The 14,705-nt window shown below is 69.3% G+C and carries 12 protein-coding genes; 4 read left to right on the top strand and 8 right to left on the bottom strand.

The annotated features are described in order from the left end of the window. Window positions 1-88: 88 nt before the first annotated feature. Window positions 89-733 (bottom strand): NADPH-dependent F420 reductase, encoded by a 645-nt coding sequence (locus tag KO481_RS21570; protein WP_215919139.1) that lies wholly within the window; start codon window positions 731-733, stop codon window positions 89-91. Between the two features lie 302 nt (window positions 734-1,035). Next, window positions 1,036-1,617, bottom strand: a complete 582-nt coding sequence (locus tag KO481_RS21565) for a TetR/AcrR family transcriptional regulator (protein WP_215919138.1) — start codon at window positions 1,615-1,617, stop codon at window positions 1,036-1,038. Window positions 1,618-1,734: 117 nt separating this feature from the next. Here KO481_RS21565 and KO481_RS21560 point away from each other — a divergent pair, with 117 nt between their 5' ends. Continuing rightward, window positions 1,735-2,781 carry a beta-ketoacyl-ACP synthase III gene (locus tag KO481_RS21560; RefSeq protein ID WP_215919137.1) on the top strand — a complete coding sequence of 349 codons (1,047 nt, stop codon included), beginning with the start codon at window positions 1,735-1,737 and terminating at the stop codon, window positions 2,779-2,781. 37 nt (window positions 2,782-2,818) lie between these two features. Here KO481_RS21560 and KO481_RS21555 read toward each other — a convergent pair whose 3' ends face one another. Both KO481_RS21555 and KO481_RS21550 read right to left on the bottom strand, forming a co-directional pair. Continuing rightward, window positions 2,819-3,637, bottom strand: coding sequence for a PhzF family phenazine biosynthesis protein (locus KO481_RS21555; RefSeq protein ID WP_215919136.1), 819 nt, complete (start codon window positions 3,635-3,637; stop codon window positions 2,819-2,821). A 117-nt stretch (window positions 3,638-3,754) separates the two neighbouring features. Continuing rightward, on the bottom strand, window positions 3,755-6,217 hold the full coding sequence (locus tag KO481_RS21550; RefSeq protein WP_215919135.1) for a cation-translocating P-type ATPase: 2,463 nt from the start codon (window positions 6,215-6,217) through the stop codon (window positions 3,755-3,757). Window positions 6,218-6,414: 197 nt separating this feature from the next. Between KO481_RS21550 and KO481_RS21545 the strand changes: the two genes are divergently transcribed. Then, window positions 6,415-6,984 carry a Uma2 family endonuclease gene (locus tag KO481_RS21545; protein ID WP_215919134.1) on the top strand — a complete coding sequence of 190 codons (570 nt, stop codon included), beginning with the start codon at window positions 6,415-6,417 and terminating at the stop codon, window positions 6,982-6,984. A gap of 169 nt (window positions 6,985-7,153) precedes the next feature. On the opposite strand, the gene KO481_RS21540 is transcribed toward KO481_RS21545, so the two are convergent. The 3 genes from KO481_RS21540 to lspA form a co-directional block, all read right to left on the bottom strand. Further along, window positions 7,154-7,834, bottom strand: a complete 681-nt coding sequence (locus KO481_RS21540) for a hypothetical protein (protein WP_245401286.1) — start codon at window positions 7,832-7,834, stop codon at window positions 7,154-7,156. Beyond that, window positions 7,806-8,714, bottom strand: a complete 909-nt coding sequence (locus KO481_RS21535; protein WP_215919632.1) for an RluA family pseudouridine synthase — start codon at window positions 8,712-8,714, stop codon at window positions 7,806-7,808. Before KO481_RS21535 ends, KO481_RS21540 begins: the two co-directional genes overlap by 29 nt. 94 nt (window positions 8,715-8,808) lie before the next feature. Further along, the gene (gene lspA, locus KO481_RS21530; RefSeq protein WP_245401285.1) at window positions 8,809-9,468 is read right to left on the bottom strand and encodes a signal peptidase II; all 660 of its coding nucleotides are present in this window, start codon (window positions 9,466-9,468) and stop codon (window positions 8,809-8,811) included. Window positions 9,469-9,555: 87 nt separating this feature from the next. On the opposite strand from lspA, the gene KO481_RS21525 reads away from it, so the two are divergent. Next, window positions 9,556-10,506 carry a hypothetical protein gene (locus KO481_RS21525; protein ID WP_308166725.1) on the top strand — a complete coding sequence of 317 codons (951 nt, stop codon included), beginning with the start codon at window positions 9,556-9,558 and terminating at the stop codon, window positions 10,504-10,506. Continuing rightward, entirely contained in the window at window positions 10,503-11,225 is a 723-nt protein-coding gene (locus tag KO481_RS21520; protein WP_215919131.1) for a sensor domain-containing protein, read from the top strand. Before KO481_RS21525 ends, KO481_RS21520 begins: the two co-directional genes overlap by 4 nt. 81 nt (window positions 11,226-11,306) lie before the next feature. Here the strand turns inward: KO481_RS21520 and KO481_RS21515 are convergent, their stop codons facing one another. Next, window positions 11,307-14,570, bottom strand: coding sequence for an arabinosyltransferase domain-containing protein (locus tag KO481_RS21515; protein ID WP_215919628.1), 3,264 nt, complete (start codon window positions 14,568-14,570; stop codon window positions 11,307-11,309). Window positions 14,571-14,705: the final 135 nt, after the last annotated feature.

Below are 14,705 nucleotides of genomic sequence, written 5' to 3'. Positions count from 1 at the left end.
CTCGCGTTTTCGCTGTCCATTCCACTCTTGCAAGCTCGTGCGCCCCGCACCACCCTGAGCCGCCCCGGAAATGTCCCGGATATTGCCCCTACGCCGGCGCCGCCTCGATGAACTGGAACACGCTGTTGAGCCCGTGGCCCGTGAACAGCATCTTGACGATGACCACGCCCATCGCCTCGAGGTGGCGGGCCTGGCGCAGGTCACCGATGTCCAGGGCGCTGGCGCCCAGATCGGTGATCAGCGGCTCCACCAGCTTCTTCGCCGCGTCCTCCCCGCAGAACGGCACGGCCAGCGGGCGTCCGTCGTAGCTGACCGGATCCAGCTCCCAGACGGTGTAGGCAGCGAGATTGAACGCCTTGACGACGCGGCTGCCGGTCGCGATCGCCTCGGCATGCTCGGCGAAAGACTTTCCCTCCCAGGTCATCAGGGAGAAATCCGCGGTGTTCACGGCGTTGCCGCAGTCGATGACGACCTTGCCGGACAGGCTGCCCTCGCGCGCGCCCGCCGCCTCCAGCGCGGACTCCACGGCGTCCTTCTTCACGCCGAACAGCACGACGTCCCCGAATTCCGCAGCCTCGGACAGGCTTCCGCTGCCGGCCGCACCGATGCGATCGGCAACCTCCTTCGCGCTCTGCGGATTTCGCGCGCCGATCATCACCTCGTGCCCGGCGCGCACCCAGCGCCCGCCGAGCGCCTCGACCATACGTCCCGCACCGATCGTGCCGATCTTCATCCCATGTCCTCCGCTGTGCTGCCGCATCGTCCCAGGACGCGGCCGGGCTCGGACGCCGACGCGGCGCCCACGCCAAACGCTACGACAGCCGGGCGACGCGCGGCGCGCAATTTTCGGCCGGACCCGCGTGCCTCCGGCCCTCACAGACCATGGACCGGCACCGTGAGGTTGCAGTAATGTCGGGACGCGGCGGTTACGCCATACGAGGGCGCGACGGCCTGATCGCGAAGTCCGGCCGTCCGGGGCCGGGTGCGACCGACCGGCGCGGCGCGGCCACGCGCACGGCGAGCCCCGTGCCCGCGTCAGCGTTGCGGCAGGTAGTGCCGCAGTAGCACCGTCAACTGGGCGCGCGCGTCGTCGAACGGGTGCAGGGATTTCAGCGCGCGGCTCTGCACGATCGCGCCCTCCACCACCGACAGCAGCAGCCCCGCGACCGAACACGCGGTGCGCTGGTCCAGCCCCGCGGCGACCATGCCGTCCGCGAGCCTCGCGGTCCACTCGGCGAAGGCCTGGCCCGCGGTGGACTGCACCGTCGGATTCATCTCGTCCAGCGCGGCGGCCATCATGAACGACCCCTCGCGGTAGTCGCTGGATTCGAGCGGGGCGCGCCAGAAGGCCAGGAACTCCTCGAGCCAGCGCTCGACCGTCGGCGCGCCCGCCAGCGCGTCGGACATCCTCGCGATATGCGAGTACACGACCCGGGCGACGATCCTGGCCGCGGTCTCCACCAACTCCCCCTTTCCGGACGGAAAGTGCTGATAGAGCGAATTGCGTGAGGCATTACTGCGTTTGAGCAGCTCACTCAGGCCCGCCGCGTGCACACCGTGCTCCTGCACCGTGGTGATGGTGCTGGCGATCAACCGTGCGCGCGGTCCCGCTGCCATGGGGTACTCCTCCTGATGCCCTGACCCGTCACCGATTCGACTCTTGCTTGAACCGATCGGTTCATGTTAAACGTTAATCCTGTGAACCGATTGGTTCACGAGGAACGAAGGACCCGCATGCCCGCGCAGATCGCCACCGCCGCCCCCGTCGCCCATGCCGCTGCCCTCGGTATCGGCGCGTACCGGCCCCGCCGGATCGTCCCCAATGCGGAGATCGTCGACCGGATCGACTCGTCCGACGAGTGGATCCGCACCCGCTCGGGCATCGCCGAGCGCCGCTGGGCCGAGCCCGACGAGACCATCGTGTCCATGAGCACCATCGCCGCGCGCCGCGCGCTGGCGGCGGCGAATCTGACCGCCAAGCAGGTCGACGCGGTGGTCCTGGCCACCTCGTCGCAGATGGTGCTGGGTCCCTCGGCGGGTGCGGTCGTGGCGACCGAGCTCGGCATGCACGACACCGCCGCGTTCGACATCTCGGCCGGCTGCGCGGGCTTCTGCTACGCCCTGGCCAATGCGGCGAACCTGGTGCGCGCGGGTCAGGCTCGCCATGTGCTGGTGATCGGGGTCGAGCGCCTGTCGGATCTGCTCGATCCGACCGACCGCACGTGCGCGTTCATCTTCGCCGACGGCGCGGGCGCGGTGGTCGTCGGCCCGTCGGAGACCGAGGGCATCGGCCCGGTCGCGTGGGGTTCGGACGGCAGCCAGACCGCGGCGATCAAGCAGGACAAGGACTTTCAGCAGTACTTCGCCGAGGTTGCGGCGGCCGAGGCGAGCGGCGGCACCTCCGAGCGGCCCTACATCAGAATGAATGGAACAGCCGTATTCCGCTGGGCCGTCACCTTTCTGGAGAAGGCGTGCCGCGACGCGCTGAACCAGGCCGGGGTCACCGTCGAGGACCTGGATGCCTTCGTCCCGCACCAGGCCAACAGCCGCATCACCGACGCGCTGGTCAAGGCGCTGCACATGCCGGAATCCGTCGCCGTCGCCCGCGATATCGTCGAGACGGGCAACACCAGCGCCGCCTCCATCCCGATGGCCATGGAGCAGCTCCTGCGGTCGGGCGCCGCGAAACCCGGCGACACCACCCTGCTGCTCGGCTTCGGTGCGGGCCTGGCCTACGCGGGCCAGGTGGTGACGCTCCCGGCCATCGGGCCGCAGGACTGACCGCGCCGGCGGGCCGGGCCCATCCGATCGGCCCGGCTCAGTCCGGCAGCGTCACGACGCCGTCGAGGTACCGGCGGCAGCGTCCCAGCAGCAGCACCCGGTTGCCGTCCAGCACGCAGCGCAGCGCGCCGCCGCGGCGGGAGAGCTGGCGGGCGCGCAGATCGTTGTGCCCGAGCTCTGCGGCCCACAGCGGGGTGAGCTGGGCGTGCGCCGAACCGGTGACCGGATCCTCCGGAATGCCGAGATCCGGCGCGAAGACGCGGGAGACGAAATCGACCGAATCGCCCCGCGCCGTGAGGATCACCGCGCGCGGCACCTTCGGGAACGCCCCGAGATCCGGCCGGGCCTCGCGGACCTCCCGCTCGGTGGCCACGACGATCACCTCGCCCGGCCCGGTCACCGCGCGGATCGGGTGCACGCCCAGGGCGGCGACCAGCACCGGATCCGGTATCACGTCCAGGGATTCGGCCAGCGGCAGATCCAGCACCAGTTCGTCGTCGTCGGTGCGGTCCACCGCGAGCCAGCCGCTGCGCGTGAAGAACTGCACGCGGTCCAGGCCCGGATGAATGTCCTCGAGCAGATGCGCGGCGGTCGCCAGCGTCGCGTGGCCGCACAGGTCGACCTCCGTGGCGGGGGTGAACCAGCGCAGGTGGTACGCCGGGCCCTCGCCCGGCGGGTCACCTGCCTCGAGTGGCAGAGCCGCAGTGTAGAAAGCGGTTTCGGCGAGATTGTTCTCCTCGGCGAGTTGCTGCAGCAGCCCGTCCGGCAGCCAGGACAGCAACGGCATGACCGCCGCCGGATTACCGGTGAACGGGCCGTCGGCGAACGCGTCGATCTGATGCAGCAGCACCTCCATACTGCCGAAGGTACCCGCGTGCAATCGACACGCGATACAACGGGCGTACGGCGCGCCAAAGCAGGTGACCAGTTCCACACGTCCGTCCCGGTGCCGGGACGCGAAACCGCTTCGAATTCAGCCCTTTTCGGCGGACCGTCCGCGTTGCAGCGGATGCTGCGCCAACGCCGCTGAGTTCACCCGCCCCGCCCGCTCCGCGCGCTTACCATCCCCGAGCAACCACCAGGCCAATTCGACCAGGACGATCCCGATCAGGCCGCACAGCACCGCCACCCCGGTCAGCTCGAGGTTCGACGGATCCAGCTGAAAGAAGTGCCGGGTGAACGGCACGCCGAACAGGATGGCGTAGCCCACAACGGATCCGGCGATCAGCAGTAGCTTCCACCACACCCACGGCCGGGCCACGATCGCCAGCACCCAGACCGCCACGATCAGCAGCGTGATCAGGGCCGTCGTGCTCGCCTGCACCTTCTCCGCCTGGCTCTGGTGGGCGCCGCGGTACGCGAACAGGTACGCCACGAACGTCATCGCACCGATCACCACCCCCGACGGCACCGCCAGGCGCAGCACCCGCGGCACGAAACCCCTACGCGCCCTTTCGTTGTTGGGCGCCAGCGACAGGATGAACGCCGGAATGCCGATGGTGAACCACGCCACGATCGTCACGTGCCGCGGCAGGAACGGATACGGGATCGGGTCGTAGTGGAAGATCTGCGAACCGATTCCGGCCACGCCGACCAGCACGGCAAGCAGCACCGAGTAGACGGTCTTGGTGAGGAACAGATTCGAGACCCGCTCGATGTTGCCGATCACCCGTCGCCCCTCGGCCACCACGTAAGGCAGCGTGGAGAACCTGTTGTCCAGCAGCACGATCTGGGCCACCGCGCGGGTGGCCGGACTGCCCGCGCCCATCGCGACGCCGATATCGGCGTCCTTGAGCGCGAGCACGTCGTTGACGCCGTCGCCGGTCATCGCGACCGTGTGGCCCCGCGACTGCAGCGCGGCCACCATGGCCCGCTTCTGATCCGGTCGCACCCGGCCGAAGGTGGTCTGCTGCTCCACGATCGGCGCCAAAGCATCCTGGGTGGAGGGCAATTCGCGCGCGTCGACCGGATGATCTCCGCCGGTCAGGCCCAGCGACGTGGCAACCGCGCCGACCGAGACCGCGTTGTCGCCGGAGACCACCTTGATCGAAACCTGTTGGCCGGCGAAGTATTCCAGGGTCGCACGGGCGTCGGGCCGCACCTTCTGCTCCAGCACCACCAGCGCCACCGGGGTGACCTCGCCGGGCGCGCCGGGCGCTTCCACCGGCCGGTCGCTGCGGGCGAGCAGCAGTACGCGCAGTCCCTGCGCGCCGATTTCCTGTGCGGTGGCGGCGATCTCGGAATCCGGGTCCAGTAGTACGTCGGGCGCGCCGATGAGCCAGTCACCGTGCTCGCCGTAGGACATGCCGCTCCACTTCTTCGCCGAGGAGAACGGGGCGATGCCGGTGGACCCCCAGCCCGGCGCGTCGGGCAGCGCCTCCGCGATCGCGAGCATGCTGGCATTCGGCCGCGGGTCGTCGGCGGCGAGCATGGCCAGCACCTGCTCGGCCGGCGGCGGCGTGCGGGCGTCGCCCACCGGGCGAATCTCCGCGAGCCGCATGCCGTTCTCGGTGAGCGTGCCGGTCTTGTCGGCGCACACCACGTCGACCCTGGCCAGGCCCTCGATCGCGGGCAGCTCCTGCACCAGGCATTTGCGCCGCCCCAGCCGCACCACGCCGACCGCGAACGCGATCGTGGTCATCAGCACGAGGCCCTCGGGCACCATCGGCACCAGCGCGGCCACCATGCCGTTCAGGGCCTCCCGCCACGGCTGGTGGCTGGAGAACAGCTGGTTGTAGATCGTCACCAGGCCCGCCGGAATCAGCAGGCAGGTAATGACTTTCAGGATCGAGTTGATGCCGTTGCGCAGCTCGGAGTCGACCAGGGTGAACTTGCTGGCCTCGGCGGACAGCTGGGCGGCGTAGGCATCGCGGCCGACCTTGGTGGCGCGATAGGCGCCCGAACCCGACACCACGAAACTGCCCGACATCACCTGCGCGCCCGCGGCCTTGTCGATCGCGTCGGCCTCACCGGTCAGCAGCGATTCGTCGACCTCGAGCAGTTCGCACTCGAGCACCTCGCCGTCGACGACGATCTGATCGCCCGGCCCCAGCTCGATCACGTCGTCGAGCACCACCTCGCCGGGGGCCACCTCCCGCGCGGCGCCGTCGCGGCGCACGATCGGCCGCGCTTGCCCGACGATCGCCAGCTTGTCCAGGGTCTGCTTGGCGCGCAGCTCCTGCACGATGCCCACCACGCTGTTGGCCACGATCAGCAGCCCGAACATCCCGTCGATGATCGACCCGGTAGCCAACACCAGCAGGAACAGCACGCCCAGAATCGCATTGATCCTGGTGAAGACGTTGGCCCGGACGATATCGGCGACCGAGCGTCCGGTCCGGCCGGGAATGTCGTTGGTCCGCCCGTCCCGGACCCGCTCCTGGACCTCCGCCCAGGTCAAACCGGTCGCGCGCAGTTCCCGCTGGGTAGTCGACATGCTCCCCAGCCTAGAGCGCACACCGTCCGCGACTACGGAAGCTGCACTGTTGCCGGATCCGCACCGCTGCACGTTGCGGGATCGAGATGTGTGCGGTGCGATGGACGTCCGGCGGCGGAGAATCGGCCACGACGCTCATAACTCGTCTCACGGCACGCCACCAGTAACAACCCCACAGACGAACGATGAGGATGGAGATGGCGCCAACCCCCTACGGGCGACCGATCACCGCCGAGGAATTCGACACCCTTCGGACCGACGAGCCCCATCGCAACGAGATCGAGAACGGACTCTTACTCGCGAACGGCTGCCTCACGCCGCTGCGGAGCCGTGCAATCTCGCGACTGATGGTCCAACTCGACTCTCAGGCACCTCCGGGATTGGAGTCCTTCTCCGGACTCGAGGCCGAACTCCTCGGACCCTCGCCGCGACGAGTTCTCGATATCGTTGTCGCGCCGGTCGGGGTCGACGAGCAGGCTCGGATTCGCGCCGATCAGATCGTACTGGCGGTTGAGATCGCGACGTCCGGCGAATCGGCAGTACGCAATTTCTCGGTCAAGGCCGGGGAATTCGCAGCCAACGGTATTACCCACCACTGGGTCATCGATATCTTGGAGCCCGAACCGGCGGGCCTGACGATCTACACCCTGGATACCGAGGGCAACTACCACATCATCCCCCGCGCCGCCGGCGTCGTCTCGGTAGATGCTCCATTCCCGTTGACCATCGATCTCGGTGCCCTCACCGCACGCCGCTCGACCCAGTAGGAGCACACGGCTCTTCCGGCATCCCGTCCGAGGGATCCACTGTCCGCGTTGGCAGGACGGTGCGGGCGCGGTGGCCTGCGGCATCGTCGGATCGGCCGTCTCGGGCAGCGTGGCACCGATGTCGGACCGTGGCCGTCCAGGCCCGCCGGGCCAGCGGGCGCCGACAGAGTCAGCGATCCGGTACCGGTCCGTCATCGGGGCCAGGTACCGCGAGGCCGGTCTGCTCCGGTAACAGCGGCACGATCGCGAACGTGTCGGCGGCGGCGTCGGGTGGCAACGCCTGCACTGCGCGAACACCGGCATGCGTAGTCAGTGTGCGCAATTGATCCAGCCGGCCGCGCACGACCAGGTTTACCGCGCAGGCACATCCGGCGTGCAGACGGGTGGCCATGACCGCGGCGATGCGGCGGGTGCGGTCGTCGGAGGTCTCGGTGTTCTCCAGTGCGCCCGCTGCGGCTGTGGCCGAGGCTGTGGCGGCCGCATCCCCGGCGGGCACCGGCACGGTGATCGGAGGGGTGTAGACGCGATCGATCGGCACGTCGTAGATCACGTTCGAGATCCGCAGCCCCGGAACGGATTCAGGGATCCGGTCCGGGGTCACTCCGGCGCTGAAGGACACCAGGGCCCAGTGCTCGGCATTCTCCGTGCCCGACAAGGACTCTCGGGCTCGGGCCAGGTAATCCGCGACCGGCTCGCCCGAGTCCGGGCCGAGCCGGTCGGTCGAGATCACCGAGCGCACCGGCGGGTTGGCCCAGCCGAGGACCAGGATCAGGACGACGACAGCGACCGCGGCACCGGCGAATCCGGCGATGCGCAGGCGCTCACGCATGCCGCAGGACGTCCAGCGCATGCTCCAGATCTGCCGGGTACTCGCTGGTGATCTCGACCCAGCGCCCATCGGCGGGATGGGCGAAACCGAGCGAGCGGGCATGCAGCCATTGGCGTTCCAGCCCCAGCCGCTGCGCCAGGCGCGGGTCCGCGCCATAGGTGAGGTCGCCGCAGCAGGGGTGGCGGATCGCGGAGAAGTGCACCCGGATCTGGTGGGTGCGGCCGGTTTCCAGGTGGATGTCCAGCAGGCTGGCCGCCTGGAACGCCTCGACCGTGTCGTAGTGGGTGACGCTGGGCCGCCCGTCCGCGGTCACCGCGAACTTCCAGTCGTTGCCCCGGGCCCGCCCGATCGGTGCGTCGATGGTGCCGCTCGACGGGTCCGGATGTCCCTGTACCAGTGCGTGATAGCGCTTGTCGACGGTGCGCTGCTTGAACGCGCGCTTGAGCACCGTGTAGGCGTGCTCGGACTGCGCCACCACCATCACGCCCGAGGTGCCGACATCGAGGCGATGCACGATGCCCTGGCGCTCGTGCGCGCCGGAGGTGGATATCCGATAGCCCATCGCGGCCAGCCCGCCCACCACGGTCGGTCCGGACCAGCCGACCCCGGTGTGCGCGGCGACCCCGACGGGCTTGTCGACCGCGACGATGTCGTCGTCGGCGTACAGGATCTTCATGCCCTCCACGGGCGTCGCCTCGACGGTCAGCTCGCGCTTGGGCTCCGGGAACTCCACCTCGAGCCACGCCCCGCCGGCCAGCCGGTCGGACTTTCCGACCGGAGAGCCGTCGATCTGGACCGAGCCCTCCTCGGTGAGCGCCGCGACGGCCGTCCGCGACAGGCCCAGCAACCGCGACAACCCGGCATCCACCCGCATCCCGTCCAGGCCGTCGGGCACCGGCATCGCGCGTGTCTCTCTCACGACTGCGCCTCGCTGACGCTCGGCTCCGCCGTGAGCGAAGCCCGCTGTGCCCATGATTCGCTCTGCTGCGCTGCGCTCATTCGGCCTCCCCCTCTGTGTCGGAGTCGGAACGACCCGAGTGGGTGCGCCCCCCGTCCGGCTCGAATCCGAAAACGGTCAGCACCACGAGCAGGATCGCGCCGCACACGATGGCCGAATCGGCCATGTTGAACACCGGCCACCATTTCGTCACGGAGATGAAATCGACCACATGCCCCTGCAGCGGGCCCGGCGCGCGGAACAGCCGATCGGTCAGGTTGCCGATCGCGCCGCCGAGCACCAGGCCCAGCCCGACCGCCCAGCCCACCGAGCGCAGCGACCGCCCGATCCGGATCACCCCGACGACGACGGCCGCCGCGATGAGCGTCAGCAGCCAGGTCATCCCGGTGGCCATCGAGAACGCCGCGCCCGGATTGCGGATCAGGACCAGCCGCACCACATCGCCGATGATCGACACCGGCTCACCCGGCGTCATCTTCGCGACCACCAGGCATTTCGTGCCCAGATCCAGGGCGAACGCCACGGCCGCGACGGCCAGCAGCACCGGCAGCGTGCGGCGCCGCAGCGATCCGGCCGCCGGTTCGGGCTCGGCATCCTGAGGCGATGCACCGGCCGCGGCGGCGGCCTCCTCCCGGGGCGGCTCGTCGTGGTCGTCGATGTGTTGCTCGCGCGGCCGGTCGATACTCACATCCGACATCATTCCTCATGGCTGTGACAGCCCCACCGCCCCGGTCGCACGGTCGCGTCAAAGCAGATTTTCAGGTACCGGTCGTAACCTGTTCGCGTGACGGTGTTGTCTTCCCATCCCCGCACGAGGATCCGCGCGGCCCGCCCCGGTGTGGTGCTCATGGTTCTCGCGGTCGCCTTGTCGAGCATGGCTGTCGCGTGCAGCGACATCACCGAGCCCCGCTCCGAAGCCGAAGTCGAGCCATCCGCGCTGGACCAGGAGGTCACCATGCCCATCGCGGCGGTGGTGACCACGGTGCTGCAGCCCGGAGCGGAGCCGCGCGAGGCGCTGCGCCGCTCCTTCGCGGTGGGCAACACCCAGCAGGTCACCCTGCACACCGACCACCATATCGAGCAGCAGCTCAACAACCAGCCGGCGCACGATTTCTCCCCGCCCGCGATTACCATCCCGCTCACCGCGCGCACGGGCTCCGACGGCGTCGATCTGACCCTGGGCTCGGCCACCTCCTCCAATCCCGATCTGGCCCAGCAGCTGCAGTCCGCCGATGGTTCGCACGCGGGTTTCGCCATGAGCGACGTGGGTGCGATCACCGCGCTGCGGATGACCCCGACACCGTCCACCTCCGAGGCTGCCCGCTCCGCGTTGGAGCAGGCCTTCTATCAGGCGGTCTATCAGTCGATCGCCTTCCCGGCCGACCCGGTCGGCGAGGGCGCGGTGTGGACCGTGCACCAGCCGGTGTCCGCCGACGTGCCGCTGAATCAGGTCACCACCGCGACCCTGACCAGGCGCGAGGGCAATCTGCTCACCATCGCGCTGAACGTCACGCAGACGCCGACATCGAAGGTCTGGGATCTGCCCAGCAGCGCCGGCACGCTGGACATCGTCGACTACGTGATGCACGGTACCGGCACTATCACCGTGGATCTCGGTCTGCCGCTACCGGTTTCGGGCTCGATCACCGTCGGCGGCAGCCAGTCCTATCGCGACCCCAAGAGCGCGGTACTGCTGTGCCAGAAGACCAGCACGCGGGTGCAGTGGGACCGGTGAGGCGCATCATCGGGCCCGGCCGCGCGGGCATCCTGCTGCTCGGCACGGCGCTGTTCGTGACGGCCTGCGGCTCGCACCACGGTAATTCGCTGCCGACGCTGGGCTCGGCGGCGACGCCCCCGCCCACCGTGACCGCCGCCCCCTTCGCCGATTCGGCCACGCTGCAGGCGAAGCTGCTCACCGCGGCCGATATGCCCTCCGGGTTCACCCGGATCGACGACGGTTCCGGCGGTAACGGCCAGACCCCGCCCGACCGCTCGCACACCGATCCCGCGGCGTGCGCGAAAGTGCTCGACGGGGTGACCAAACAGGTTCCCGGCGCGAGCGCCGCTGGCGCGGTGCACTATTCGTCACCGGATTTCGACAGCGTCGACATCGATGCGGCGAGTTACCCGAACAGCGCCGCGGCGCAGGCCTTCTCGACCGTCGAGGACCTGGTGCGCCGATGCACTTCCTACTCGGGCACCGACGCCGACGGCACTGCGGTCAGCTACCGGATCGGCGGGCTGAGCGAACCGAAAGCGGGCGACGCGTCGATCTCCTTCCAGGTCCAGACCTCCAGCCAGGGCCTGACGCTCTACTCCGCGGCGACGCTGGCCCTGGTCGGGAGCACGATCGTCCAAATCGCCCGCGCCGCACAGAAACCCGTCGACCCGGCCGCGCTGCGGGACCTCACCGATGCACAAATCCGGCGCCTGCAGGGGATCTCGGGGCCCTAGGCGAGCCTCGGGTCCGGGCAAGAAGCCCCGCGATGGAATCCGCGAACCGGAAACGGGTGCGGCGCACTGCGTCTGCCGGAGTTACCAGGCCGTATTGATGTGGCCCGGTGTCCACAGCCCGCCGTGGGTGTCCTGGGTGACCGCCGGGGTCGCCGGGACCGCGGACGGGTCGATCGGGGTCAGGCGCTGCAGCTCGCCCCAGTCCTCACGCCAGCCGTCCTTCAGGTAGGTGGCCAGCGTGCTCGAGCGCTGCAACTCCTGGCTCCAGCCCAGCGGGCCGCCGCCGTCGTGGCTCTCCCACAGGTTGGTGTCGTGCGCGCCGCCCCGGTCGGGCAGGATCCGCCAGCCCGGGATCCGGGCGATGCCGTCCTTGTGGTCGTACGGCCGCTGGCACGGGAACTGCAGGCCCACTGCCCAATCCAGCAGCACCGGCTGATGCGATCCGATCAGGTCGTTCAGGGTCACCGTGCGCGGCACCCGCGGCGGGGTCAGCGCGATCCACTGGCCCGGATCGAGGCTGTGGGCACTGGCCACGATGCGAACGACATTCGCCTGGGCGGGAATCTGATCCAGCGGCACGCGCAGATTCCGCCACGAGGGTGCGGGCCCGATATCGATCGGTGTCACCCGGCCCAGCGCCTGCGCACCCGTGGCGGAATCGGTTGTGCCGTACTCGACCTCGACCGACTGGCCCGGGGTGACGATGCCGTCCTTGTCCGCCGAGCGGATGCGCCCGGCGGCGGCGATCGCGATGATGCCGCCGCGGTCGCCCGCCGCGGGCAGGCGGTACCAGCCGGTCGTCAGATCCGATTGGCCCTGCTGACCGGAGGTGCCGAGTTCGGGTGTGGTGATCGAGTTCAGGCCGAAGGGCAGTGGGGCCCCGTCGGTCTCGGTCCCGGTGTCACCGCCGGACTTGGTGTTGAAGGCTTTCGTGCTCGCGATACTGCTGGCACTGGTCGGCTCGCCGTCGGGGGTGAGGTCGCCGATGCCGTTGGGCACGAACCCCGTCGCACCGTTGGAGAAATTGCGGAACGGATTGCCCGAGAGCGGGGTCAGCAGCGAGGCGTTCGGATCCGGCTCCACCAGTACATCGTTGGCCAGGCCGCACGGCTTACCCAGCACCGCATCGACATTCGAGGCGGCCAGCGAGAACCCCGGATACTGGGCCACCACGCCCTTGGCGAACGAGGCGACCTCGAACAGCACCAGGATCGCCGCCGCCACCGTCAGTGGCGGGATCTTCGCCAGCTTCCAGGCGCGTGGCGAAATCCGATGCGGCACACCCTTTTCCGGCGCCCGCACGTGCCACCACGCCGCCAGTGCCAGGAATACCGCCGCGGCCGCGACGAACACCTTCTCGAGTAGGAAGCCGTGCACCGAGGGCGGCTTGTCGTTCCACGGAATCCCGAGGCTCGATACCCACCACCACTGATTCACGCTGGTGAAGACCTGCGCCAGGATGAGCGAAACCACCGCCGCGAACAGTGCCCGATTGCGGGGCGACCGCAGGACGCGAGGCCCGACCGCGACCGCGGTGAGCGCGGCGACCGACCCGGCGAGTCCGGCGTAGACGCCGTTGTGGTGGGTGAACTTGGTCGGCGAGAGCGCCAGCAACAGCATCGCGCCGAAGGTCAGCCCCAGCAGCCGCTTCGTCGGCCCGGGCGCGGTGAACGGAATCCGACCGCCCTTGCGCAGCAGCACGAACGCGCAGACCAGCAGGCCCAGCCACATCACGACCATGCCGAACCGGCGGCCGATGGAACCGTCGGCGGTCGGCATGAAAAGCCATTGATAGCTCAGATATTCGTCGTACCAGGGCGAGGCCGGACCGGCGATCTGGTGCACGCGATTGGTTTCGAACATGCCCGACAGCGGAATCACGGAGAACGCCACGGCCAGGATCAGCGAACCGGCCCCGGCCAGCGGCGCCAGCACTGCCCCGTAGGCGCGCACCCAGCCCCACGCCGAGACCTTCGTCCCGGAATCAGCCCCCGCCAGTTCGCGGGCCCGCGTGATGCCGAACCGCCACACCGGCCGCATCCCGGCCACCAGCGGCGCGAAACAGATCAGGCCCGACGGGTTTGCCGTACAGGCGAACGCGGCGACGATGATCGCCAGCGCGTAGGGCAGCAGCCGCCGCATCGCGATCGACCGCTCCACGAAGCACCAGGTCAGCAGCACGCTTACGGCCACGACCGGCTCGGGGCGCAGCCCGTTGTTGTAGGGAAGCCAGATGGCCAGGAAGCCCAGCGCACCGGTCCAGACCGCGACACGGTTATGGCGGACGGCCGCGCCGAATCGCGGAATCACCTCGCGGCTGATCAGCAGCCAGGACAGGATCCCGGCCAGCAGCGTGGGCAGGCGCATCCACGGGCTCGCGGTGCTCAGTTCGGACATCCGCGCCAGCAGGTCGAACCATGGTGTGCCGACCGGTGTTTCGGGCACGCCCCAGTAGCGGAAGTAGTTGGCCATGTAGCCCGACACCAGCGACACTCGCGCCATGCCGAACTGGTAGCCGTCATCGGAGGTGGTGGATCCGATGAAATACCAGACCACCAGCGTGCCGAAGACGACCGCGTCCACCGCCTTGAAGGTCCACCAACGCTGCGGCAGCAGCCGCCGGAACCGGCGGCCGTCACGAATATCCAAGCGATACAGGGCAATCAGCGCGATGAGCGTGCACGCGATCGCCAGCACGGTGGCCGCGCGCTTGGCGACCGTCGGCACGATCGAGAACCGGCTGTCGACCTGCGCCGACGCGGTGGTACCGGCCGGGTGTGGCAGCTCGCTGAAGATGCCGACCAGCTGCGGACGCCAATCGCCGGTCAGGGTCACCGGATTCACCGGGGATCCGGCGAGTGTCGCTGTGGCGGAGGAGATGTCGGCGTGCACGGTGAACGTGCAGTTCCGGAGCTGGGTCAACGGCACGTTCAGCAGCGACTGATTGCGCATCACCGTCTCGAACGTGGCCGGTTTGCCCTCGCGAGCGGGGTTCACCCGCGCGACGAAGCCGTACCGGTCCAGGTCCGGCGCACCGTCCGGCATGCTGGACAGCACCACCCCGCCGCGCGAACCCAGTTGCGCCACAGCCGAACACGGAATGCTCGCGTCAAAAGTCAAGGGGGCGTAGCTCACCAGCGGCGCGGTGATGCCGCGTGCGGAATTCTGCTGCGGCCACGAGAGTGTGGTGTGGTCGACGTGCACGGGAAGCAGCGGCACGACGACGGCGAACAGCGCGCCCAGCAAGCCCGCGATGAACGCCACGATTTTGGACCGGTTCCGGCGGCCCGGGCCGGTTTTCTCGGGGTGCTCGCCAGCCGCGGGCGCCTCGTCGGCCCTCACCATCGTGTCCGTCACGGAGGCAGATGTTAGCGCGACCGCCTCGTAACCGGCGAAATCGCTTGACGATTCTCAGGTGGGCCTTAAGAAGCCCGGGGCCTCGTCTCCCCCAACCGCAGGGCGGGCCGTGAACGCGGTTCG

It is taken from the genome of Nocardia albiluteola (assembly GCF_018860155.1).
In the GTDB taxonomy this organism is placed as follows: Bacteria; Actinomycetota; Actinomycetes; order Mycobacteriales; family Mycobacteriaceae; genus Nocardia; species Nocardia albiluteola.
This window is presented reverse-complemented; position numbering and strand designations above follow the sequence as displayed.

Excerpts from the sequence above, each read along its gene's own strand:
- KO481_RS21570 (WP_215919139.1), bottom strand. The coding sequence starts at position 733 with ATGAAGATCGGCACGATCGGTGCGGGACGTATGGTCGAGGCGCTCGGC.
- KO481_RS21565 (WP_215919138.1), bottom strand. The coding sequence starts at position 1,617 with ATGGCAGCGGGACCGCGCGCACGGTTGATCGCCAGCACCATCACCACG.
- KO481_RS21560 (WP_215919137.1), top strand. The coding sequence starts at position 1,735 with ATGCCCGCGCAGATCGCCACCGCCGCCCCCGTCGCCCATGCCGCTGCC.
- KO481_RS21555 (WP_215919136.1), bottom strand. The coding sequence starts at position 3,637 with ATGGAGGTGCTGCTGCATCAGATCGACGCGTTCGCCGACGGCCCGTTC.
- KO481_RS21550 (WP_215919135.1), bottom strand. The coding sequence starts at position 6,217 with ATGTCGACTACCCAGCGGGAACTGCGCGCGACCGGTTTGACCTGGGCG.
- KO481_RS21545 (WP_215919134.1), top strand. The coding sequence starts at position 6,415 with ATGGCGCCAACCCCCTACGGGCGACCGATCACCGCCGAGGAATTCGAC.
- KO481_RS21540 (WP_245401286.1), bottom strand. The coding sequence starts at position 7,834 with ATGCGCTGGACGTCCTGCGGCATGCGTGAGCGCCTGCGCATCGCCGGA.
- KO481_RS21535 (WP_215919632.1), bottom strand. The coding sequence starts at position 8,714 with ATGCCGGTGCCCGACGGCCTGGACGGGATGCGGGTGGATGCCGGGTTG.
- lspA (WP_245401285.1), bottom strand. The coding sequence starts at position 9,468 with ATGTCGGATGTGAGTATCGACCGGCCGCGCGAGCAACACATCGACGAC.
- KO481_RS21515 (WP_215919628.1), bottom strand. The coding sequence starts at position 14,570 with ATGGTGAGGGCCGACGAGGCGCCCGCGGCTGGCGAGCACCCCGAGAAA.